General features: G+C 39.7%; 22 protein-coding genes. 8 read left to right on the forward strand and 14 right to left on the reverse strand.

What is annotated here, in order from left to right; genetic code table 11:
* From ATK78_RS22765 to ATK78_RS12500, 9 genes are all read right to left on the reverse strand, one after another.
* Positions 1-2,524: cadherin repeat domain-containing protein (locus tag ATK78_RS22765; protein WP_166664870.1), on the reverse strand; the 2,524-nt coding region annotated here is incomplete at its 3' end.
* A 23-nt stretch (positions 2,525-2,547) separates the two neighbouring features.
* Positions 2,548-3,093, reverse strand: coding sequence for a phage tail protein (locus ATK78_RS12465; protein WP_133576462.1), 546 nt, complete (start codon positions 3,091-3,093; stop codon positions 2,548-2,550).
* Positions 3,094-3,135: 42 nt separating this feature from the next.
* A complete protein-coding gene (locus tag ATK78_RS12470; protein WP_133576463.1) occupies positions 3,136-3,666 on the reverse strand; it encodes a phage tail protein in 531 nt (176 codons plus the stop codon).
* A gap of 18 nt (positions 3,667-3,684) precedes the next feature.
* Positions 3,685-4,218: a phage tail protein gene (locus ATK78_RS12475; RefSeq protein WP_133576464.1), complete on the reverse strand. Its 534-nt coding sequence runs from the start codon at positions 4,216-4,218 to the stop codon at positions 3,685-3,687.
* A gap of 316 nt (positions 4,219-4,534) precedes the next feature.
* The gene (locus tag ATK78_RS12480; RefSeq protein WP_133576465.1) at positions 4,535-5,047 is read right to left on the reverse strand and encodes a helix-turn-helix domain-containing protein; all 513 of its coding nucleotides are present in this window, start codon (positions 5,045-5,047) and stop codon (positions 4,535-4,537) included.
* A gap of 356 nt (positions 5,048-5,403) precedes the next feature.
* Entirely contained in the window at positions 5,404-6,285 is an 882-nt protein-coding gene (locus ATK78_RS12485; protein ID WP_133576466.1) for a TolB-like translocation protein, read from the reverse strand.
* A 192-nt stretch (positions 6,286-6,477) separates the two neighbouring features.
* Positions 6,478-7,242, reverse strand: coding sequence for a hypothetical protein (locus tag ATK78_RS12490; RefSeq protein ID WP_133576467.1), 765 nt, complete (start codon positions 7,240-7,242; stop codon positions 6,478-6,480).
* A gap of 84 nt (positions 7,243-7,326) precedes the next feature.
* Positions 7,327-8,016 carry a TolB-like translocation protein gene (locus ATK78_RS12495; protein WP_133576468.1) on the reverse strand — a complete coding sequence of 230 codons (690 nt, stop codon included), beginning with the start codon at positions 8,014-8,016 and terminating at the stop codon, positions 7,327-7,329.
* A 175-nt stretch (positions 8,017-8,191) separates the two neighbouring features.
* A complete protein-coding gene (locus ATK78_RS12500) occupies positions 8,192-8,803 on the reverse strand; it encodes an FMN-dependent NADH-azoreductase (RefSeq protein WP_133576469.1) in 612 nt (203 codons plus the stop codon).
* Between the two features lie 134 nt (positions 8,804-8,937).
* Here ATK78_RS12500 and ATK78_RS12505 point away from each other — a divergent pair, with 134 nt between their 5' ends.
* The 4 genes from ATK78_RS12505 to ATK78_RS12520 all read left to right on the forward strand — a co-directional run bounded on the left by ATK78_RS12505 (position 8,938) and on the right by ATK78_RS12520 (position 11,988).
* Positions 8,938-9,330, forward strand: coding sequence for a winged helix-turn-helix transcriptional regulator (locus ATK78_RS12505; protein ID WP_133576470.1), 393 nt, complete (start codon positions 8,938-8,940; stop codon positions 9,328-9,330).
* Between the two features lie 315 nt (positions 9,331-9,645).
* The gene (locus tag ATK78_RS12510; RefSeq protein WP_133576471.1) at positions 9,646-10,470 is read left to right on the forward strand and encodes an SDR family oxidoreductase; all 825 of its coding nucleotides are present in this window, start codon (positions 9,646-9,648) and stop codon (positions 10,468-10,470) included.
* Positions 10,471-10,492: 22 nt separating this feature from the next.
* The gene (locus tag ATK78_RS12515; protein WP_133576472.1) at positions 10,493-11,410 is read left to right on the forward strand and encodes a helix-turn-helix domain-containing protein; all 918 of its coding nucleotides are present in this window, start codon (positions 10,493-10,495) and stop codon (positions 11,408-11,410) included.
* Positions 11,411-11,466: 56 nt separating this feature from the next.
* Complete coding sequence (locus ATK78_RS12520; RefSeq protein ID WP_243732515.1) at positions 11,467-11,988, forward strand: DNA-3-methyladenine glycosylase I; 522 nt, start codon at positions 11,467-11,469, stop codon at positions 11,986-11,988.
* On the opposite strand, the gene ATK78_RS12525 is transcribed toward ATK78_RS12520, so the two are convergent.
* A complete protein-coding gene (locus ATK78_RS12525) occupies positions 11,989-12,843 on the reverse strand; it encodes a carboxylesterase family protein (protein ID WP_133576474.1) in 855 nt (284 codons plus the stop codon).
* A 172-nt stretch (positions 12,844-13,015) separates the two neighbouring features.
* Between ATK78_RS12525 and ATK78_RS12530 the strand changes: the two genes are divergently transcribed.
* From ATK78_RS12530 to ATK78_RS12545, 4 genes are all read left to right on the forward strand, one after another.
* Positions 13,016-13,318 (forward strand): SymE family type I addiction module toxin, encoded by a 303-nt coding sequence (locus ATK78_RS12530; protein ID WP_133576475.1) that lies wholly within the window; start codon positions 13,016-13,018, stop codon positions 13,316-13,318.
* 40 nt (positions 13,319-13,358) lie between these two features.
* On the forward strand, positions 13,359-13,853 hold the full coding sequence (locus tag ATK78_RS12535; RefSeq protein WP_133576476.1) for an inorganic diphosphatase: 495 nt from the start codon (positions 13,359-13,361) through the stop codon (positions 13,851-13,853).
* Positions 13,854-13,912: 59 nt separating this feature from the next.
* Positions 13,913-14,431, forward strand: coding sequence for a cupin domain-containing protein (locus ATK78_RS12540; RefSeq protein ID WP_133576477.1), 519 nt, complete (start codon positions 13,913-13,915; stop codon positions 14,429-14,431).
* Between the two features lie 267 nt (positions 14,432-14,698).
* A complete protein-coding gene (locus ATK78_RS12545) occupies positions 14,699-15,103 on the forward strand; it encodes a hypothetical protein (RefSeq protein WP_133576478.1) in 405 nt (134 codons plus the stop codon).
* 407 nt (positions 15,104-15,510) lie between these two features.
* Here ATK78_RS12545 and ATK78_RS12550 read toward each other — a convergent pair whose 3' ends face one another.
* The 4 genes from ATK78_RS12550 to ATK78_RS12565 form a co-directional block, all read right to left on the reverse strand.
* Complete coding sequence (locus tag ATK78_RS12550) at positions 15,511-17,337, reverse strand: glycoside hydrolase family 35 protein (RefSeq protein ID WP_133576479.1); 1,827 nt, start codon at positions 17,335-17,337, stop codon at positions 15,511-15,513.
* Between the two features lie 112 nt (positions 17,338-17,449).
* Complete coding sequence (locus ATK78_RS12555; protein ID WP_133576480.1) at positions 17,450-18,565, reverse strand: glycoside hydrolase family 43 protein; 1,116 nt, start codon at positions 18,563-18,565, stop codon at positions 17,450-17,452.
* A gap of 110 nt (positions 18,566-18,675) precedes the next feature.
* Positions 18,676-20,304 carry a RagB/SusD family nutrient uptake outer membrane protein gene (locus ATK78_RS12560; protein ID WP_133576481.1) on the reverse strand — a complete coding sequence of 543 codons (1,629 nt, stop codon included), beginning with the start codon at positions 20,302-20,304 and terminating at the stop codon, positions 18,676-18,678.
* Positions 20,305-20,316: 12 nt separating this feature from the next.
* Positions 20,317-23,313 (reverse strand): SusC/RagA family TonB-linked outer membrane protein, encoded by a 2,997-nt coding sequence (locus ATK78_RS12565; RefSeq protein WP_133576482.1) that lies wholly within the window; start codon positions 23,311-23,313, stop codon positions 20,317-20,319.
* Between the last annotated feature and the right edge of the window lie 89 nt (positions 23,314-23,402).

Below are 23,402 nucleotides of genomic sequence, written 5' to 3' on the forward strand. Positions count from 1 at the left end.
TCTCATTGATTGACGAGGCACTTAAGGCAATAGCCGTGGGCACTTCGTTTACATTATTAATCGAAACCGTGAATTCTTTTTCATAGTAAAGGCTGCCCTGATCAGTACTTCTGATGCGAACCAGATAACTGCTCTTGGTTTCAAAATCAGGACTTGGTGTTAGCTTTAAACTTGTCCCGTCAATCGTAAACGAAGCATTATCGGTGCTTCCAGTCCCGGTAACCAAAGTGTATGTAAACGTATTTGAAGCATCAGGATCAGTAGTACTTAAAGTCCCAATAGTTGAACCTGACGATTCATTCTCGTTGATGGACGAGGCACTTAAGGCAATAGCCGTGGGTGCTTCGTTTACATTATTAATTGAAACCGTAAACTCTTTATCATAGTAAAGGTTGCCCTGGTCAGTACTCCTGATGCGAACCAGATAAGTACTTTTGGTTTCAAAATCAGGGCTTGGGGTTAGCTTTAAACTTGTCCCGTCAATCGTAAATGAAGCATTATCGGTGCTCCCGGTTCCGGTAACCAAAGCATAGGTAAACGTATTTGAAGCATCAGGATCAGTAGTACTCAAAGTTCCAACTGTTGAACCTGCAGCTACATTCTCGTTGATGGATGAGGCACTTAAGGCGATAGCCGTGGGTGCTTCGTTTACATTATTAATCGAAACCGTGAATTCTTTTTCATAATAAAGGCTGCCCTGGTCAGTGGTTCTGATGCGAACCGAGTAATTGCTCTTGGTTTCATAATCAGGACTTGCTGTTAAGACCAGCTCGTTACCAGATATGCTGAAAGCTGAATTATCGGTACTTCCGGTCCCGGTAACCAGAGTATAGGTAAACGTATTTGAAGCATCAGGATCGGTAGTACTTAAGGTTCCAACTGTTGAACCTGCAGCTACATTTTCATTGATGGACGAGGCACTTAAGGCAATAGCAGTGGGTGCTTCATTGACATTGTTAATTGAAACCGTAAATTCTTTTTCATAATAAAGGTTGCCCTGGTCAGTAGTTCTGATACGAACCAAGTAACTGCTCTTGGTTTCAAAATCAGGACTTGGGGTTAGTTTTAAACTTGTCCCGTCAATCGTAAATGAGGCATTATCTGTGCTTCCGGTTCCGGTAACCAGAGTATAGGTAAACGTATTTGAAGCATCAGGATCAGTAGTGCTTAAAGTTCCAACTGTAGAACCTGCGTCGGCATTCTCGTTAATCGATGCAGCACCTAAGGCGATAGCGGTGGGTGCTTCGTTCACATTATTAATTGAAACCGTAAACTCTTTTTCATAGTAAAGGCTGCCCTGGTCAGTACTCCTGATGCGAACCAGATAACTGCTCTTGGTTTCATAATCAGGACTTGGGGTTAGTTTTAAACTTGTCCCGTCAATCGTAAATGAAGTATTATCGGTGCTTCCAGTCCCGGTAACCAGAGTATATGTAAAAGTATTTGAAGCATCAGGATCAGTAGTACTTAAGGTTCCAACTGTTGAGCCTGCGGCAACATTCTCGTTGATGGACGAGGCACTCAACGCGATAGTGGTGGGTGCTTCGTTCACATTGTTAATTGAAACCGTAAATTCTTTTTCATAGTAAAGGCTGCCCTGGTCAGTACTTCTGATGCGAACCAGATAACTGCTCTTGGTTTCATAATCAGGACTTGGGGTTAGCTTTAAACTTGTCCCGTCAATCGTAAACGAAGCATTATCTGTACTTCCGGTCCCGGTAACCAAAGTGTATGTAAACGTATTTGAAGCATCAGGATCAGTAGTACTTAAAGTTCCAACTGTAGAACCTGCTGCTACATTCTCATTGATTGACGAGGCACTCAAAGCGATAGCTGTAGGTGTTTCATTGACATTAGTAACTGAAACCGTAAACTCTTTTTCGAAATAAAGACTGCCCTGGTCAGTACTTCTGATACGAACTGAGTAGCTACTTTTTGTTTCAAAATTTGGACTTGGGGTTAGCTTTAAACTTGTCCCGTCAATCGTAAATGAAGCATTATCGGTGCTTCCAGTCCCGCTAACCAGAGTATAGGTAAACGTATTTGAGGCATCAGGATCAGTGGTGCTTAAAGTTCCAACTGTTGAACCTGCGGCAGCATTCTCATTAATGGACGCAGCACTTAAGGCTATAGCTGTAGGGGCTTGATTGGCACTACTAACTGTCCCTGTGCCACCTAAATCAATCAAGCTGCAACTATTTGTAGGTCCTCTTTGCCAACCACCATTTGTTAATCCTGCGTAACTTTTAGAAGGCGGATTAACTGACGTTACATTAGTGTTAAAAAACCAAAGTTCGTTATCACTATCCAACATCTCCCAGCGGTTATTTGTGGCATTAAATCTTAAATAAACCGAATAACTAGGGTTATCAACATACCTATAGCTATTTTTCCCATCTACCGTACCATTCAGGCTAAGTGTAAATTGATTTCCACAGTTATCATTAAATTGGATATCCTGAGCATACAGACTGGCACCGCCGATTACAAAAAAGAAGAGAAAAAAAAGTAAAGATTTACCCATGTTTTTAAAAAAAATAAATTTTATTATCCAGGAGAGGGATAATTCCCATATGCACAAATGATGAAATTGAGTCCCAGGCTAGGTTGAATATTTGAAATGAGATCGGGATCCGCTGTACCTTCTGGCTGAATACAATCACTGTTCATCTTTGTATTAATTGCTGTGGGATTCACAATCATATTCACATAATCCCTATCTGCATTTGCACGGTTTGCAAAAATACGATCCGTAGGATCCGAACTGGTACCAGCCACAGTTGATGCTTTTAACAAATGGCTATGGCCCGGCAATTGGTGATAATCTAACTTATTAGATACCGATCCGCCTGCATCAGGGAATTTTCGTGGTGTCAGATTTGGGCCATCTCCCTTACCCATAGGTATTAACCCGCCAGTAAAATCAGGGAGTTTAAACGTGCGCTTAACGGGGTCACCTCCATAGGTCATCCCTAATACGCCAAATAACGGTTGATAAACTGATGAAGATAATTCCTGTCCCTGACAGAAAAACCAGTTCAATGGTGCAAAAGTTCCAGTAAATATTCTTATTTCTCCTACGTATGCTTCCATATGCTTTTAATTTTAATAGTTAATTATTGATAATTGTGTTGATTAAGGTTTTTGTGGGTAAATGCCAGATGTAGCAATGATAAAATTTATCCCCAAATAAGGCATTAGATTAGCTATTGGATCTGAAATACCAGCTTCAGCTATTGTTTTCAGACTCATAGTCACTAGCGCAGGACTTTGACCCTGGGGATAGGTAAAATAATCTTTATCTGCATCACCGGTATCTCCAAAAATATTATTGTCGGGGTTACCTGATCCAAGCGAACCCGGTAATGTTGAAGCATTCAATTGATGGTTATGCAAAGGCATTTGTTTATATGTAAGTTTAATGGATGCCGAACCTATTGATTGGCCTTGTTTGATGTTTACATTATCATTAACCATAGGTACGCGTCCCCTTAGGTCGGGTAAAGCAAAGTTGTTGACCCCATCGCCGCCAAACTGTATACCGATCAGAGAAAAAAGATCTTTTGTGTCTTTATTAAGAGTTAACACCTGCCCGTTGCAAAAGGCCCAGCCTTTAGGAGCGTAATGAAAAGAGATCATTTTGATCTCTGCAAGAAATGGTTCCATAAAATTAAGTTTATTTGGTTAAGGCATTGAAGGATATATACCTTTCAGAGCAATGATAAATCCCATTGTAAAAAAAGGCTGTACATTGTTTACGGGTAAGTTTTTGGAATCATTGGAACTGATGGCACCTCTATTTATAGCCGCATTAATTAAAGTATCTTCAACGTATTCTTTATCAGGTTCGGTTTCTGTTCCAGTATTTGCAAAAATGGCATTGGTCGGAATGTTTGCATTACCAGCCGCATTGGTTGCATACATCTTATGACCATGGGGAGGCAGATTACTTTCTTTCAACACGTTCGTTTCTGTTCCTCCACGCTGCCCCAGATTGATATTTGGCAAAGTCGCACTACCGACTGCATGTATCGGAACCCGGCCACGCAGGTCGGGCAATGCAAAAGTAGTCTGACCATCACCACCATAATTGGTACCGATTACATTAAAGAGCATATCATATTCATAAGTTTTCAACAACTGTCCTTCACAAAAGTCCCAGTTTTCTGGTGGTCTCTGACCGGTAAACATTCTTATTTCTCCTATATAATTATCCATATATTATTTATTTTAATTGTTATACGTTCGCGTGATTATAAGACAGCACCTCTTATGAGTACAATGATTTTCATTACAATTGGTTGGTTTGCTGATCTATTAAAAGCCTGTGTTTTTACTGGTTAAACAGAATTACATGCAGCTAAAAAATATTCCTAAAAGTAGTAACAGATACGCGCTAAGTAGCAAGTCGCATCATATGCGGATGTCCTGTTTTGATGAAACAGGACATTAAACTAAATTACCGGCCCTTTAGAGACCGGCAAGCAGGTATTATTTTAAAGAAATATAAAAATCCAGAATCTTATTGCACAGATTATTGCTGTTGTCTCAAATATTCAGATGGAGATAAACCAGTGCATTTTTTGAATGCATTGAAAAAGTTACTTCTGGAGGTGAATCCTGCTTCAGTGGCAAGGCCCTCAAAAGTATACTCTTTCCAATTCTCACTTTTTAATCGCCTTTTAATAAAGTCTATCCGGTGGTCATTGATAAAGTCAGAAAAACGTTTATTGTAGGAGTGGTTAAGCAAATAAGAAAGGTGATACAATGGCATATCTAATTGTCTGGCTAAATCGCTAATGGTAAGTCCTTGTATTTTAAATGGCTCATACGTGCTAACATATTCGTCAAGCCTGGTAGTGTATTCCACAATCAATTCCTTACTAAATGGAACTTCCCGGACCAATGTCTCCGGACTAAGAGTTGCATCATTTTCAATGCCCTTCTGGTTTACATGATCAGAATATTTTCGCTTTTTAAAAAGAAATATTGCAGTTATAAAGAAGGTAAAAACACCTACTATTATGAGCAGATCATAAAACTCCATACCTGATTTCCATTATTTGAGACGTATTAATTTAATCTTATTATGTCATAAGAATAATTTCTTATCCAACATTAATAATACAGATGCAAATTAATAAATAATTAACAGAAACTAAAGATTATGCAGTTATATTTTCAACGAATTATTATATCATGAAACATAAAGAATTCTCTTGAATAATCATTATCTCTAAATCAGAATTGTTATTGATTCTATTCCATTTACTTTCCAAGATATTGTGGTTCGTTAAGTTAGATCTGTGTTCGACAACTGTAATACTAGATTACTTACTACAAGTCGTGATTCATAACTTTTTTTTGTGTCTGCTATTGCTTTGTATTTCTATATCAAAATAGCTAATCAAAGGGAATATTAATTTCTTTGAGATCTGTTCCATCTAAATTTATGGATTGAATAGTATATTCATCATCGGATTTCATGAAAAATATTCTGTTCAATTTCTTATTATAACGACGCGCAGTAAACTGTCTGCCATTAGATGGCAGAATTAACTTTTCATACTTTGAAAGCAAATCTATTGTGACTAACTCATAATACGAACTACATATAATATGATTTTGATCTATGAAAGCAGGGTCGAAATATCCAGTGGAATTTGTCAGAGTGTCGTTTTTTGTAACTAATCTATTTAATACCCCCGACCTTTTTCCATAAAAGAATATTCCTCCTTCTTTATCTCCCATATTAAATACCATAGTAAGACTATCAACATCCGTTATATGATAGATAGAATAGGCTTTCAAATTAGTCACTTTTGCTATTTTATTGTTGTGAAGATCCAGGCTATAGACATCAAATTTATGTGGTGCAGCTCTGGCAATTGGAGAATAAGCTTTAAATTCATCAGCTAGTGTATAATATATATTCTTTTTATCATTAGAAAAGATTGCTTCCATTTTTAAGCTATTGGTATCTGTCAATTGCTTTAAATTGTCACCATTTATACTAACTCTCCAAATGGAACTTTTAAAACTTTTACCCGCATACCCAATAAATACAATTTCCTCACCATCTGGCGAAAACCTTGGAGATTTACAATCTAGATCTATAGTAGTGTCTACCAGTAATTTGATATCTGTACCATCAATATTAGCTTTGTAGAGCATTATTTTTCCATTAAAAAATCTTGAAAAAACGATATGCTTTCCATCTGCAGTTATATCGAATGAATCTAATCTATTTTCTTTAGCATGTTTTTCGCTGCTATTGATACACATTGAAAAAAGTAAACAGATAATAAACAAAGTAAGTATTTTTAACTATATTCTACTTAAGAACATATATCTATCATTAATGCCTTCCAGGTAAATTTAATTTAAAGCTACTATAAGAAGATCCAATTTTCATGATTAAATTAATAGACAATTAATTACACCAGCTCATATTAATTTAATAATCAAAGCCTAATTTTAATTAGCTATTAACTCACTAACTAATTCCGCCAGATTTCCAAGTAGCATAGCCTCTTCACTCATCGGATTGTCTCCAAATGAATTTAAAAATTCATTTACTTCATTAAAATGTGGACTTACTTCATTTACCAATTTTTTCTTTTGCTTTTCACTCATTGCATCAATAAGTTCGGTTCTTTCATCGTCATCTGAAATGCCCCACTTCTTTATTAAGGGTATCAAATGCCGCAATTTTTCAGGGATGTTTTTTTTATAAAATCTGGGCTCCATTATCCCTTTAAAAAAAATCTCCTCATTACTTTCAATAGTATTGATAATATACTCCAAATCCCCGACTAAGTTTCGTTCGTAATTTAATCCGAAACAAATCACATTTCTATAAAGAAAAACACTTTCTATATTTGATAACCCTAAGCCGCTTATTTTATCAAAGAATGAAATTCTAAAATTTTCTATAAAATTTTTAACAGTATACTGTCTAGCCTCTGATATATATACTTTATAAGGATAATTTTTTAAGGTTATTGGAGTTTTATAATTAAATATTTCGTCAGGATTATTTATAGAAAATGCCCAATCTGACTCTATTTTTATGTTAATTGACAACAAATCATTATATATATCAAGTTGAACTTTATAATTTCTATAATTATTAATCACAATTTTCTTTAATGATTTCCCATTAAAATTTGCATTAAAAAGATTTTGTGATGAGACCTTCCCATTTAATCTCTTTGTAATTTCTTCTAAGCTTGTCTTCATATTTTTTTAACCGTCATACCAATAAGCCATTATATACATGACCATTAACATAGTAAGATAATTTAAACATTAATCATTTAAAAGTTAGTCAAATGGAACATTAATCTCTTTAAGGCCTGTTCCATCTACATTGATGGATCGAATAAGAAATTCGTTATCTTCTTTCATGAAAAATATTCTATTCAATTTCTTATTAAATCGAAGTGCGATAAACTGACCTCCATCAGATGACAGAATTGACTTCTCGTACTTTGAAAGCAAATGTATAGTGACTAATTTATAATTCGAATTGCATATGATATGATTTCGATCTATAAAAGCAGGTTCTGAGTATAAAGTTGAGTTTGCTAAAGTATCATTTTTAGTGACAAGTCTATTTAAAACTTCTGATCTTTTTTCATAAAAGTATATTCCTCGTTCTTTATCTCCCATATTAAAAGCCATAGTAAGGCTATCGATATCCGTTAAATAGTAGATAGAATATGCTTTCAGATTGGTAATTTTTGTTATTTTATTGCTATTAAGTTCCAGTTTATAAATATCAAATTTATGCGGAGCTGCTACACCAATTGGAGAATAAGCGGCGTATTCATCAGCTCGTGTATAATAAATATTCTTTTTATCGTTAGAAAAAATTGCTTCCATTTTTAAGCTATTGGTATCCGTTACCTGCTTTAAATTGCCGCCATCAGATTCTATTTTAATTGTTCCCTGAGAAAAAAGGAGTGGCTCATTTCTCTTTGGTAAAAAATGTGCTAAATCTTCTGCAAGCATTTTATAGTACATAAAATCATTCAATGCTCCTATCAGAAGATAGCTGACAAAACCAGATGAAAACAAAATAAAAAAACAGTAATCCAAACAGTAAATGGACTTAGACGAGATTAAATTAATAGAAGAATTAACTATCTTCTATTAATTTATCTTTGGGTAAATGGAACATTTGCCCTTAGAATTCAGAAGAGTTCTCAACTGATAAAATGGCTTTGTCCATTGCTTCTTCTTTTATTCCTGGAATATTAACCCCTTCAACGCGAAAGAGGGTTATGTCGGTCATTCCTATAAAGCCCAGCATAGCCTTTAGGTAGGTACTTACAAAATCATAAGGCTGATAAGGTCCTTCGGAGTATACCGCACCTGATGACATGGCAATATAAACCTTCTTTCCATTAACCAATCCTTGAACTCCCTGTTCATTGTAACTAAATGTCTTTCCTGCCCTTGCAATATGGTCAATCCATGCTTTAAGAGATGAATGAATACCAAAGTTATAAAGCGGTGCCCCGATCACAATGATATCTGCAGCCATCAATTGACTAATTGCCCCATCAGAATAGCGTATAGCATCCTGATCTTCAGCCGTTAATTGCTCTTGTGGCGTAAAGAAAGAACGCAGGTGTGCTGTATCAAGGTGCGGAACATTGCTTTCAATCAGGTTTGCAACCTCAACGCTACTGTTTGGATATTGATCCTGAAGTTTCGCAATAATAGCATTGGCCAGTTTTATGCTGAAAGACTCATCTCCGCGGGGACTTGAAATTAAATGAAGAATACGTTTCATAATTTTAAATGATTTAGTTGTTATGGGTTCTTAATATTTATGTACCAGCAAAACTACCTTATGGAAGTATAGAAAAGATACTAGTTACCTAAAGGAAAGCGGTATCTTAGAGGAAAGTGAGTACCTTTACGTTCATGAAATCGATTGTGGATGAGGATATTCCTACAAAGGAGGAATGCGTTTCAAAGGTTAGCTACATTAGCGATGCTTTGTATGTTCTAAATGGCAAATGGAAGCTCCCGCTGATCTTTACGCTTAGGGAAAACCCAAGACGTTTTAATGAAATGCTAAAATTAATTGAAGGCATTACACCTAAGGTGCTGGCCAAAGAACTCCGTGATCTGGAACTTAATGAATTTATTGTTAGAAAGGTCTATCCTACTACCCCGGTTACTGTCATTTATGAAACTACTGCTTATAGTGATACGCTGAAAAATGTTTTACATGAGTTGGGCGATTGGGGCGAACAGCACCGCGAGAAGATCAAGCAAAGTATTCGAGATAAGAATTCTATATCACCTATATAAATGTTGATTATTTACTACACCTCAGCTAAATTGGCACAAAGCTAGTTTAAAACTGGAAGTATCCAGTCTGCCTTTAACTTAAGGAAGAATAATTCAGAGTGGATTCCCGATGACTTCGCAATCTATTTGCGGTCTAAGACCGCAAATCCACCGGAAATAAAGCGCGAATAGGTCTTACACTTGCAATTAACAATAAGGCAACTACACAAACAGTCAAGCTTCGTTTCTGCTACATCATTCTCCGTTTTGGCTACAACAGGCCTCTGTATGGTGCTGATATTTGTATCAATCCTAACAGCATTAAAAACATAGACAATGAAAACAATTTTTATTACCGGTGCTTCAGCCGGACTCGGTAAATCCACTGCAAAATTATTCCAGGCCAATGGCTGGAAAGTTATCGCAACTATGCGTACTCCTGAAAAAGAAATAGAACTTAATCAACTTGAAAACGTAACCCTGTTACCGCTCGATGTAACCAATATCGCGCAGATCAATACAACTGTACAAGCAGCAATCAACATGGGAAACATTGATGTCGTGTTTAACAATGCAGGCTACGGGTTAATTGGTCCGCTTGAATCCTATACCGAGGCAGAAATCAGAAGTCAGTTTGAAACGAACTTTTTCGGCGTCATTTGGGTTACCCAGGCATTTATTCCCTACTTCAAAGAAAAACGAGCCGGACTGTTCATTACCACTACATCCCTATGCGGATTAACCAGCTATCCGCTTTCTTCTATATACAATGCAAGCAAGTGGGCTTTAGAGGGCTGGAGCGAGAGTATGTCATATGATTTGGCACAACATCACATCGGCATTAAGACAGTGGCTCCTGGAGGCATCAAAAGCAATTACATGAATGTGATGGAAGTAGCACAGGATAAATCGTATGATACACTGATGCAGCGGCTAACGGAAGGATTTACAGATGGGACCTTGATGGAATTCTCTGAACCAGAAACCATCGCTGATGTGGTATACCGGGCAGCTACAGACGAAAAAGACCAGGTTCGTTACCCTGCCGGAAATGATGCCGTAAGAATCTATGCCAATAGACTTGAAGTTGGTCCTGAAGCACAGCGAATTGCGACAACAAAATACCTGAACCTGCAAAGTCCGTATAGTCCGTCCATTTAAAATTGATAATTTGCATGAAAATATGAAGACAGAGGAAAAAGGCCCGTATCTATTCAACTCTATATCTGAACTGCACCAGGCATTGGGTTTACCCAAACCACTGCATCCGCTAGTGAGCCTTGTAGACTATAGCACCATCACGGTGGATACAGCTGACCTTGAAAAGGGAATGGTCTTTAATTTTTATAAGGTCTCCTATAAAAAGAACTTTAAGGGCAAGGTTAAATATGGGCAAAGCCATTACGACTTTGATGAAGGCGGATTATCCTTTGTTTCGCCAAATCAACTGATCTCTGCAGGCGATGATGAGGCCGATTATGGCGGCTTTACCCTGCTCTTTCATCCCGATTTTATCAGAAGCTATCCGTTGGGCAAGAACATAGCAAATTATGGTTTCTTCTCTTACTCGGTTTCTGAGGCATTATATCTTTCAGAAAAAGAGAAAAACATCATTACAGGTATCTTCAAAAATATAGAGATGGAACTGGAAAGTGCGATAGATCATTCCAGCCAGGATGTGATGATCTCGCAGATCGAACTGCTGTTAAATTACAGCAAGCGTTTTTACGGCAGACAGTTCATTACCCGTAAGTCGGCCAATAGCGATCTGTTAACGAAGTTTGAAGATTTACTTTCTGCATCTGTTAACTCTGAAAAAGCATTGCTAACCGGTCTGCCAACCGTCCAGGAGTTTGCAGACCAGCTTAATGTAACCCCGCATTACCTCAGTGACATGCTCCGCTCCCTTACCGGACAAAATACCAGGCAGCACATTCATAACCGGATCATCGAAAAAGCGAAAGTCATGTTGAGTACCACGAATCTTTCTATTGCGGAAGTGGCTTATCAACTCGGGTTCGAACATCCGCAATCATTCAACAAGCTCTTTAAACTCAAAACTAAATTGTCGCCAGTCGCATTCAGACAATCTTTTAATTAATTACCTTTAATACTTCTTAACTTTACTATATGTCCTATTGCAGCGCTATTGAATTCATGCCCCAAGAAAGAAAGGCTTTACATAAATCGTATCACGACAACTATTACGGATTTCCTATACATAACGACAATGAGCTATTTTGCAGGCTGGTTTTGGAAATTAACCAGGCCGGACTGAGCTGGGAAACCATTTTAAAAAAGGAAGCTACATTTAGAAAAGCGTACGACAATTTCGACATTCAAACCGTAGCTGTATATACTGAAGCCGACCGGGAACGGTTACTTGCTGATCCTGGCATTATCCGCAACCGTCTTAAGGTAAATGCAGCAATAGAAAATGCGAAGACAATCATCCAGCTGCAGAAAGAATATGGTTCTTTTGAGAAGTGGCTGGAGCTGAATCATCCTAAGACCATTGCAGAATGGGTTAAATTGTTTAAAAAGACATTTAAATTTACCGGCGGCGAGATTGTCAATGAGTTTTTAATGAGTATAGGTTATCTGAATGGTGCCCATGATGCAAGTTGTGCGGTCTATAAAAAGATACTTGATGCAGATCCGCTTTGGAACAGGAAATAGTTATTTCCTAACTTGCTTAAATAGCCATTCAGGCAATGCTTCACCAATGTATAATCCGGGAAATATTTCATGTTCAAGTTTATCGATTTCCCAATAGCGGATTTGTACAACCTTTTTAGATCTAAGTTTTTCAAAGAGCAACGAATCACTGCCAATTGGATTTTCAGGATCTTTATTTCCATGAATAAACCAGGTTGGAGTCTTAGATAAAGCATCAATATGATTAAAGTCAGGGATCCCAGATACAGAAACAGCGGCAGCAAATAGATCAGGCCGCAACCCAATTGAGTTGATCGTACTGGATGCTCCCATAGAATGACCGATCACATAGATTTTTCGGCCATTTACCGGCAGCACTTTTTTTAATGAATCGATAAGTTCAAGCGCAGTATTTAGGCATTCATCTGGTGAAGAGCTAAGCACCTTATGACCGGCGTCCGCGATATAATTGGATGATCGTACCGGAAATTGCGGAACAACAATATAGGCAGGATATTTTTCCCGGATATTATCCTTTGCCCAAAGCTTGGCCAGGATACCCAACTGGGTTACATTGTCAGTACCCACCGCATGGGATCCATGTAATACCAATACCAAAGGATAGCTGGAATTTGTGCTAACATCAACAGGGGCTAATAAGCGGTAATTTATTGCTGTATGATTAGCTCCTGTAAATTGGAAAGGCTTAAATACGTCATTACTAATATCATTGATTTGTTTTCTGTAGCTATTGATTGAATCTCTGGTAAGCTTGGTTTCTGTTTTAAAATAGGTTGATCCCTTTTCTAAATTTGCACAGCCTATAATCAGAGATGTAAAAAGAGACAGGAATAACAGCGGGATAATACTTTTCATTTTGAATGTATACGGATTATATAGATAAAGTGTAAGGATATACTTATTGCAAAAGTCAGCAAAAGTCAGCAAAATTTAACCGGATATAACCGGATAACATCAAATACTTCTAGAATATTATCCTCATATTTATAGTGCGAGACCTTTCTGGGGGAAACCATATTCAGAAAACATGCAGCATTTAAAATTACAAAATACGATTTCAACCCACAAGATTGAAGCCGTTCAAACCAGAATTCCAACAAAGCATTGCACATGCGGTTCTTGTGATCTTCCAAAGCCTAAACTTCCAATAGGTACCCGGCGTATTAAAATACAGCCAAAATATATAGCTGGTGCTAAAGGTGGCAAGCTTGTACCTGTTATTAGGTTGCAGGGCGCATGGTTACGAAAAACTGGTTTTGAATGTGATAGTTATGTGATTATTTCTAAAAAGAAAGGTCAGTTGATTATACAGATGGATAACCCCAGGTGATTTTAATCAAACAATAACATTTGCTGTTGGTTTAGATTACATGATCAATATTACTGCAATGATCGAATGCCCTAAAGGCAGCAATCATAAATATGACTATGACCCTGAGAAAAGGCAATTCACCTTAAGCAAAATTTTGCCTGCTGGATTGTCATTTCCCTTTGATTTTGGTTCTATACCAGGAACCGTTGGCGGTGATGGCGACCCCCTGGATATTATCGTTATTTCAGAGATCACCGGATTTCCCGGCTGCCTGATCAATTGCAGGATTATTGGTGTTTTGCAAGTAGAGCAAACGGAACGTGACGGTGAGACCATGCGAAACGACCGCTATATTGGTATACCAGACGTAAGCCAGTTATTTTCCGAAACCAATGATTTGTCTGATCTGCCTGAGGCGATATTAAATCAACTAGAAGCATTCTTTAAAAATTACAATGAGCAGGCCGGAAAAGAATTCAGAGTAATCAAACGATTAAATGCTAAAGAAGCAGCATCAGTAATAAAACCTTTATTGGCCAATCATAAAGTTTAAACAGCAATATTTTATCTGGAATTTTGTACCGACTTTTGAATCCTATATTCAGATACCCTATGGAAAATTCAAAACCTGCTCCACTGGTAACCGGAGTTACGGAAGGACAGCGCATTTCAATGGCAGGCAATACTTACCGGATGCTGGTAACAGGTAAAGAAACCAATGGCGAATTCGCTATAATGGAATTTTTAATCCCTCCTGGCGGCGGCCCTGGCCCTCATGCCCATCCAGATTTTCAGGAATCCTTTTATGTTACAGAAGGTGAGATCGAATTGAAATCGGAAGCTGGAACCTATATTGCAAAGAAAGGTTCAATTGTTACCATCCCTAAAGGAGGAATTGTTCATCAGTTTAAAAACAAAACAGATAAGTTCGCACAAATAATTTGTACTGTTGTACCATCTGGCCTGGAAGAATTCTTTATGGAAGCTGGTCAACCTGTCGAAAATGATGTCTTGTTTTCGCCATCTGCACCTGACGAAGAAACCATAAAAAAGATGGAAATGCTCGCAAATAAGTATGGCCAGCAATTATTTCCACCTGATTACCTTGAAAACAAATTAAGTACTCGGTAAAGCAAAAGACACGCCCTGGCACGCTGTTCTTAAGGGTAGCGTGGCATGTACTGTCATTACAAATATAGGTATTTTATTAATTAATGAAATAATTAGCACCAATCTTACTAAATAATGGCCCAGAATAAGCTCAAATATAGAACTCGAATTTTTGGAACAATAGAGTTACCAAATTATTAACTGGTAGATATTTCAGTAAATAAAATTAGATCTTTATCATTCGAAAAGAAGTAATGATACTTATATTGCTACCATAACCCAAATCAAATGGAGATCATTCCAGTCAACAGTATTAAATCAGTTTTACCAACGGATAATAATGACGAAAAACTCATGATTATTGAAGTTATCCTTATTAAAAACTATGAGGACAATAAGTCAAATCATGACGAAATTGGTAGTCATACATTATGGTTGGTGCAAAGTAACAGGGCGGAAATTTATATTTGTAACTATTACAAGCTACCTGAAAAAATGCATTATGATAGCAACCGGACCACCATGGATGATAGTCTTAAAATTTTTAGTGAAAAAAATAGGATATTATCTTATGGCTACAGAAATGGTACACTCATTGATAAACGTGTATTTATTAATGGGGAATCTGAAGAAAAAGAAAACTTAAGCATTGAAGTCACTATGACAGCGCCTCCTCCTCTTGATGCTGATTAATATAAATACTATTATTAATACAAAATTAGACTTTCATATACCCCCACTACCAAACTCCTTATATATTCTTTACAACGAAGTTATAATGACCTTATATACGCAGGCCTAATCATGGCCTGCTTAAAGTGTTAGCAGGGATGTATGCCCTCCAACCCCTAACTAATACTTAACCGATGCCCCATAGATACCGAATAAATTAACTTGTTTCTAACCGGATTGTAAGGTCGTTGAGGCACCTTTATAAGAAGGGATGCTGAAAGGTATCAATTTAAAACTTATCGGAATACGATAGTTCTTTTAAATTTAAAAATAACATTTTATTTTTGTTCTGAGGGATTAAATAAAACAGTGTAAAAACTGTTTAAACCCGCACTGTGGGAGGTGCGGGTATTTTTTTTGTCCAAAAACTATTTGATGGTATTTAATATCGGTGTACCGATTGCCTCTAAAGAATTGTGCTGAGGTTTAATCAGTTCCAGCACTGTTATCTCATTCTTACCTTTTTTAAGCCATTCCTTTGGAACATATAAGGTCTGCTGCGGACCAATAGACCAATATTTACCAAGATTATGTCCGTTAAGCCACACCACTCCTTTACCCCAATTGCTCATATCCAGGTAGGTATCTCCTACCGTGCTGATTGTAAATGATCCCTTTTGAATAACAGGACCTTCTCCTGTTGCTGTGCCAGGTATCTTGTTGGCAATAACCTTAGCAATTGAATTAAAGGGCAAGCTGTACATCTGCCAATTTTTAACTTCTACACCTGCAAATAAAACGCGTTCTGTAATTCCCTTCTTATTTTCAAGCAGGTACTTACCAAAGTTTACCCTGCCCATATTTTCTACAAAGATATCAAGTTCCACCTCTCCTTCAGGTAATTGGATTTCCAAACTGTCCTGGTTAAGTCTCCGGTCTAAAATGCCTGCCCTTTTTTGATTGATAAATATCAGCGCATAATCACGCAGCTGCTTAATTTGAAGCATCCCCCTTTTTCCACCTTTAATTTTAGTGCGGTATAGCATGTATCCATAATCCTGCTTTAGATCTTCAAAGGTTAATGGATTCTCACTCTTAACAGCATCAGGCAGGCAATTGAATACTGCAAATTTCTCAACTAACCGGAACGGCTTGATCGTAATGGTAGGCTTATCTGCTGGAATTGCCGGTAGCTGTGTTCCTTTTGGAAGGTTTTTTTGAATGACTGATCTAAACTGCCTGAATTTTTCTGTTGCATTTCCCGCTTCATTTAAAGGCGCATCGTAATCATAACTGCTCGTTTGTGGCTCATATGGCGAGATATCCTTGTAGTTTGCCCCATTCATAAAGTCGCGGGTGCTGCCGCCATGAAACATGTACATATTGATAGAGATTCCCGCAGCCAATACAGAATCCAACCTTTTCGTATACTTTTCTGCCGGAACCGTATGGTGCGGTGTTCCCCACCAATCAAACCATGCCGGGTACCATTCTGCAATAAAATAAGGGCCTTTTCCATTATGGTATTTTCCGATCAGCTGTTTAACCTTTTCCGGATTATCCTGTCCATTTATAGCCGGCAACAGTCCTTCTAAATATCCTTTTTGGAGATCGTTCTCCGGATCGCAGGTATACAGCAGCCCATCAAAACCGGCCTCAATGAACATCTCTTTGTTGATGTTTAAATACTCCTTATCTGCGGCATACGATCCATACTCGTTCTCTACCTGCACCATCAGGATATTCCCTCCATGGTTAATCTGTAATGGTGCCAGCTGTTTACCCACCTCGTTGATGTATTTCCGGTACTCTTCCAGGTACTGCTTTTCTTTACTCCTTACAATGAGCCCTTTTTCATTTTGAAGCCAGTATGGATAGCCACCAAATTCCCATTCCGCACAAACGTATGGACTTGGCCTTAAAATTACCCACAACCCTTCTTCCTGGGCTATGCGGACAAACCCGGCTATATCGTTGTTACCTGAAAAGTCGAACGTTCCTTTTTGTGGTTCATGTAAATTCCAAAACACATACGTTCCGATGGTATTCAATCCCATAGCTTTCGCCATTTTCATGCGGTCACGCCAGGCTTCTTTAGGTACTCTTGGATAATGGATCTCGCCAGATATGATCTGAAAAGGTTTTCCATCGAGCAAAAAATCTGATTCTCCCAATTTGAAGGTATGCTTTACCTGTCTGCTAAAGGCATTTAGTGAAATACACAAACACAACAGCACCATTAATTTCTTTTTCATGTTTCTTTTTTAATTATTGATCAACGGCTTTTCTAGCAAAAGGAATCCATAGTGCGTCATTTTCACGCAGTTCATCAATTCAGTTAGGTATAAAAATTTAGTTCTCTTTTTTTTATTTGAACACGCTGAGATCCCATTGGTCATGCCAGGGAATTTTTACTATATCGTCTTCAAACTGGATGGGCAGCCATAAGTACCTGCCATCTATCGCATTTTTGGGCTCCCACTTATCGGCCATAAAAATAAAGCTTCCTTTTTTCCCCGAAGCGGGAAGTACGTGTGTACTTTGTCCGCCATAGGTTAGGTCTGCTCCCGGACTTGTGCATGGATTACCCATATATTTCCAGGCCCCGAAGAGGGATGCTGCTTTAAACCAGCGGGCAGCATTGGGTGCCCATCCGGTACATCCGGAACCGATCATATAGTAAGTGCCGTCCTTTTTAAATAATGCTGGCGCTTCTGTTTGCTGCCCCACATAGATCCGTATAAACTTCCCGGTGTGATTTAAATAATCCGGACTCAACTCTGCAAGGTGCAGGGTGAAGTTTTCTTCTGATGAGAAGATGTGATATGCTTTTCCATCATCATCCACAAAAACCGTCATGTCTCTCGCCATTTGTCCGCCAGGCAGATCACGACAAAAAAAGCCATCGCTTTTATTGGCTGGCTTATCGCAGTTTACCTTTTCTTGCCCTGGTGTTCCTTCCGGGTAATAAGGCATCTTTTCCGGGTTTGGCCGATAGCTTTTAATAAATGTGTAGGGTCCGCCTGGTTTATCTGCTACTGCTACGCCTGCACGTGCTGCTGCATATCCCTTGCCTAGAAGTTCGAGGTGAAACCACATCACAAACTTCTTCGTCTTTTTATTATATACTACTTTCGGCCGTTCTAAAATACAGCCTTTGGCGATGTCACTTTTCAAATCTTCAGAAACAGACAGTGCTATGCCTTCATCTTTCCAATTGTACAGATCTTTAGAAGCGTAAACGTGTACGCCAACCTGTGCCGAGTTTCCCTTTGGCCCGGCAATTTTATGCTCACCAAACCAGTAGTAAACCCCTTTGTGTTCCATTATTCCACCACCGTGGGCATTGATGTGAACCCCATTATTGTCGTTCCATATTTTTCCGGGTGTAAAATTTGCGTATCGCTGCTGTGAAAAAACCGGGCTGACGACCAGAAAACTCAGAACAATTAAACTGCTGATAAAATGGCATTGTCTGTTCATAGGGCTGTTGAAGATATTAATGGAGAATATAGTGATTATTTTTATGACCATCTGTTTTAAGGTACAAACCGGGCCATCCGAAGACAGCCCGGCAGACTAACCAAAAGTTTTTAATTGTAGCCGGGATTTTGTGTGAGCACGGCATCTTTGTTGAGTTGGATCTCGTTTAACGGAATCGGCAGCAGCAGGTGCGTATTGGTCAACCCCGTGATCGGTTTTACCGCATCATTAGAATTCAGACGAATGGCACGTTCTACCAATGTTCCTGTACGCATGAGCGTCATGCGCCGGTTCTCTTCTCCAATCAGTTCCCTTACGCGTTCATCCAGGATAAAGTCCAACGTCATTTGCCCGGATACCACCTGATCGGCGTTGGCCCTTGTTCTAAGTGCGTTGATGGTTATTGCGGCCTCTCCCGTTTTTCCTTGCTTCACTTGTGCTTCGGCAAGCAGCAAATACGTTTCACCCAATCTCATGAGGATAAAATCTTTGATCATGGCATAGCCAAAGGTATCGTTCGGATCAAAAGCAGCCCATTTGGTGGTACTTGGGCAGATGTTCTGCAAGGTATCCGGACCTGTAAAGGGCACTGGTTTTCCATAGCGACTGGCATATGCCGGCGCCGGATCGTTATAATAGTACCTTCTGCGGATGTTGTATTTTGAATTTCGGACATCTGTTCCGCTGTACAACCGGTAAAGCACCCAATTGCTTAACCGCAGTCTGCCTATAGACCTTCCGCCTAATGAATCGGCCAATGCCATACCAGCGATATTATAATATGCTGCGCCCCATACCCTGCGTTGTTGGGGGTTGTCGGTAATCCCTCCTACTACACTGGCTGGGTTTTCCTGCTCCAGTACCCAGATGGCTTCAGTATTGCCCTGAATTCTGCGCTGGTTACCGTATTGGAACATATCGGAATAGTAATCTCCAGGCAGACTGGTTTTTACGCCATACCTGTTGCGGACCAGGCTAAATTTACCACTGTTTATAATGGCCTGTGCCTGCTGTTCGGCAAGATCGGGCTTATTCATACGCAGGTATACTTCGGCAAGCAGCTGCATCGCCATAAACTTGTTTGCCCGGCCATACATCTTTCCTTTGGTATTGGTTTTTACAGCCTCTATATCAGGAAGGTTCTCTACGGCATACTGCAGATCTGCCACAATAAAATTGTTTACATCGGCTATTGGTGCCCGGACAAAATCCGTTTTAGGACCAGTTAACGCGTGGGTAATCAGCGGTACACCGCCAAAACAGGTAGACAGGTTATTATAGGCATAAGCCCTGAAAAACTTGGCTTCTGCATTGATCAGGCTTTTTCCTTTTGCACTTAAACTGGTTACAGAAGGACTCTCAATACCGTCTACAATGATATTGGTAAGGTTTATCAGGATGTAATTCCGGTTCCAGGTTCTGGACGCGCCATTATCAGTTGGTGTTAGGGTGGCATAATTGTAATACGGTATTTCTACACCCTGCTGGTTGTTTGTAGCGTTGGCCACATCTGTTCCTACCTGCCAAACGCTTGGCCAGCCTTGCTGATCAGACCAGGAAAATATGGTGCTGACATGGTTGTACAATCCAATTAAAGACGCTTCAAAGCCAAGGGAGTCTGTTAATGTTAGCGGGGTATAGGAAGAATAGGGCTTTTCATCCAGAAAGGCCTTCTTACACGATGAAACGGAGCAGAACATTACGGAAAGCACTGCGATTATGATGGAATATTTTTTCATGATGATGATCATTTAACGTAATGAAATGTTTAAACCCAATATGAATGTGCGCGTTAAGGGATAATTATTTGTCCAGTCGCCGGAGCCCCTTGGCGAATAATTATTTTCAGGATCCCAACCCACCCAATCCGTAAACGTATGGAGGTTACGTCCGCTTGCATAAACGGTTAGGCTGCCCAGATGAAGTTTATCCAGCATGGTCTGTGAAAATACATAGCTTAAGGTCACGTCCTTGATCCGCGTATAACTTGCATTGGATGCATAGCCGTAACCCAGCGTATTGTTGTATGATAATGCCGGCCTGGTATTGCTGCTGTTTTCCGGTGTCCAATATCCAATTTCTGCTGGTGTATTCCTTCTGCCGGTTTCATCTCCATAGGTCAGATCCACATTGTTCTTTGTCATTCCCTGTGCAGTTTGGATAAAAACGCTTAGGTTCAGGTTTTTATAGTGAACTGTATTGGTTATCCCTCCCGTCCACTTAGGGGTGGTCTGTCCGAGGATCATGCGGTCGCCATCTCCGGTAATTTTTTGATCACCGTTTAGATCGGCAAACTTTAAACTTCCTGGTCTTGCCGTTGGATCTTGTGTAGATACATCTTCACCTGTTTGCCAAATTCCGGTCATTTTGTAATCATAGATGACACTGATCGGGCGACCCAAAAACCACCGGTTTCCTAAATCATCACGTCCGTCGCCATACAGATCGGTGATCTTGTTTCTATTGGTTGCAAAGACGATCATGGTTTCCCAGCGAAAATCTGTTCCATCTACATTCCGTGTGTTTAAGGTCACTTCCAACCCGCGGTTAGATGTTTTGCCAATATTGTCGTATACATTGTTGTAACCTGTTATGATTGGCAAGCTTCTTAGTAAAAGTAATCCGCTTGTTTTATTCTGGTACGCCTCTACGCTACCGCTAATCCTGCTGTTAAGTACAGCAAAGTCGAGCCCAATATTGGTTGTTTTGGTTGTTTCCCATTGTAAGGATGTATTTCCGAGGTTACCGGCAAGAACGCCGATGGTACTGATGCCGTTAAACGGAGAACGTGCTGTTCCATCTGTGGTGATGGTGCGGTACACCGGAATGGCCTCATTACCGGTTTTACCATAGGACACCCTTAGTTTTAAGTTGTTGACCAGGGAAACATTTTTCATGAAGCTTTCATTGCTGATGTTCCAGCCGATGGCTGCTGAGGGAAATACCCCATATTTAGAAGTATTGGCCCCAAAAACAGATGATCCATCCCGACGTGCAGTTAAGGTTAATAAGTAACGGCTGTCATACGAGTAGAACAACCTGCCCATTTGCGAGTTCAGGCCATAGCGGTCGCGGTAAGAACCGCTGGTTTGTGTTGCTCCGGCACCGATGTTATCGCTGCCCAGCTCATCATTGATAAAGCCACTTGCTCCTGCTGTTGTTGAACTGTATTTACGTTCCTGCGCACTATACAAAGCGGTAAAATCAAAATGATGTTTCTCTATGTCTTTAGAATACGTTAAGATATTTTCAAGTGTATAGCTGTTTGTAGATGCATTGAAATTGCTGGCTGTACCGATCATATCGTTGGCCAGCCTTCCAGTATAGCTTGCCCTTCGTTCTGGAAAAAAGGTGTATCCAGCATTGAGGCGGTATTTTAACCCGGTAAGTACACCCGGAAATTTGATCTCTGCATAACCATTGCCGTTGATGTTTGTGGTTCTGCTCAGCTGGTTTGTTGTTAAACCTAAAAGTGGGTTTACGTACAGCTGTTCCGGGTTCATGGGGTAAATGGTATAGGTTCCGTTTGCATTGTACAACTGTCCGTACGGACTCATCGCGGTTGCAAGCAATAGGTTGGCCCTGCCACCGTCATAATTGTTGCTCGTTAAAAATAAGGAGGTCCCTAAGGTTAAAAAGCTGGTTACATTTACGTCCAGGTTAGAGCGCAGACCGATCCGTTTAAACTGATAGCCTTTAATCACACCTTTTTGATCCAGGTAATCTCCGGAAATGAAATAGTTTACGTCTGGCGATCCGCCGGATACACTGAGATTATGGTCCTGAATGATGCCCTGCTGGGTGGCTTCTTTTACCCAGTCGGTCGTTGTGCCGGCTGTGTACGCTGGCAGCTCACCGATATTTGGTACCGGCCGGGTTTGCGTCTGACCAGTTTGCTTGAGGTAATCGGCATATTTCTGCACATAGGCCTCACCGTTTCGCGGTTCTAAGATATGCGCCAGTTCATCCGTACCGGCATAACCGCTGTACCGGATTACTGGTTTTCCGGAAGTTCCTCTTTTTGTGGTGATCAGGATTACCCCATTTGATCCGTTGGTACCGTAAATGGCGGTTGCACTTGCATCTTTAAGGATCTCGACCGATGCAATGTCATTGGGATTGATGTCGTTTAACGAACCACCTGTTTTACTTAAGGGCACACCATCCACAACCACATAAGGTCCAGAATTTGCATTGATTGAATTTTGTCCGCGGATCAAGGCTGCCGGCTGGCTTCCGGGAACGGAAGAAGTAGTGGTAATGTTTACCCCTGCTACTGCACCTTCAATAGATTGCAGCACATTGGTAACCGGAAGTTGTGATAACCTGGATTTGGGTACAGATACAACCGACCCTGTTACATCAGATCTTTTTTGTGATCCATACCCTACAACGACTACCTCGTTGAGGTTTTTGTCTGCATCTTCAGCCAGCATGATGTTTAACTGAGTTTGTGTACCAACAGTAATGGTTTTTGTGGTATAGCCTACAAAGCTAAAGACCAGTTTTTCTCCATTGGATGCAGCGATGCGGTATCTTCCGTTGCCATCAGAAACGGTCACTTTAGCGGTCGACTCGTTCTTTACTGTAGCGCCTGGGATGGGGATATTTTTAGCATCCAGAATAACCCCTGTCAAATCTGCTTTGTTGGTTTGTGCGTAAAGCTGGCCCGTGCTTGCGGCAGCAAACAGAAATAGAATCAATAGTGCCAACACACACCGGAGTGCTGAAAGTAATTTTTTGTTCATACGTTTTTTGTTATTTGGTTGAACAAATTAACCACAAAATTGAGGGTGACCGTGAGGGGTAATTTGGTAAATAAAGGGGGGCGAAATCG

The organism is Pedobacter metabolipauper (assembly GCF_004362715.1).
GTDB lineage: Bacteria > Bacteroidota > Bacteroidia > Sphingobacteriales > Sphingobacteriaceae > Pedobacter > Pedobacter metabolipauper.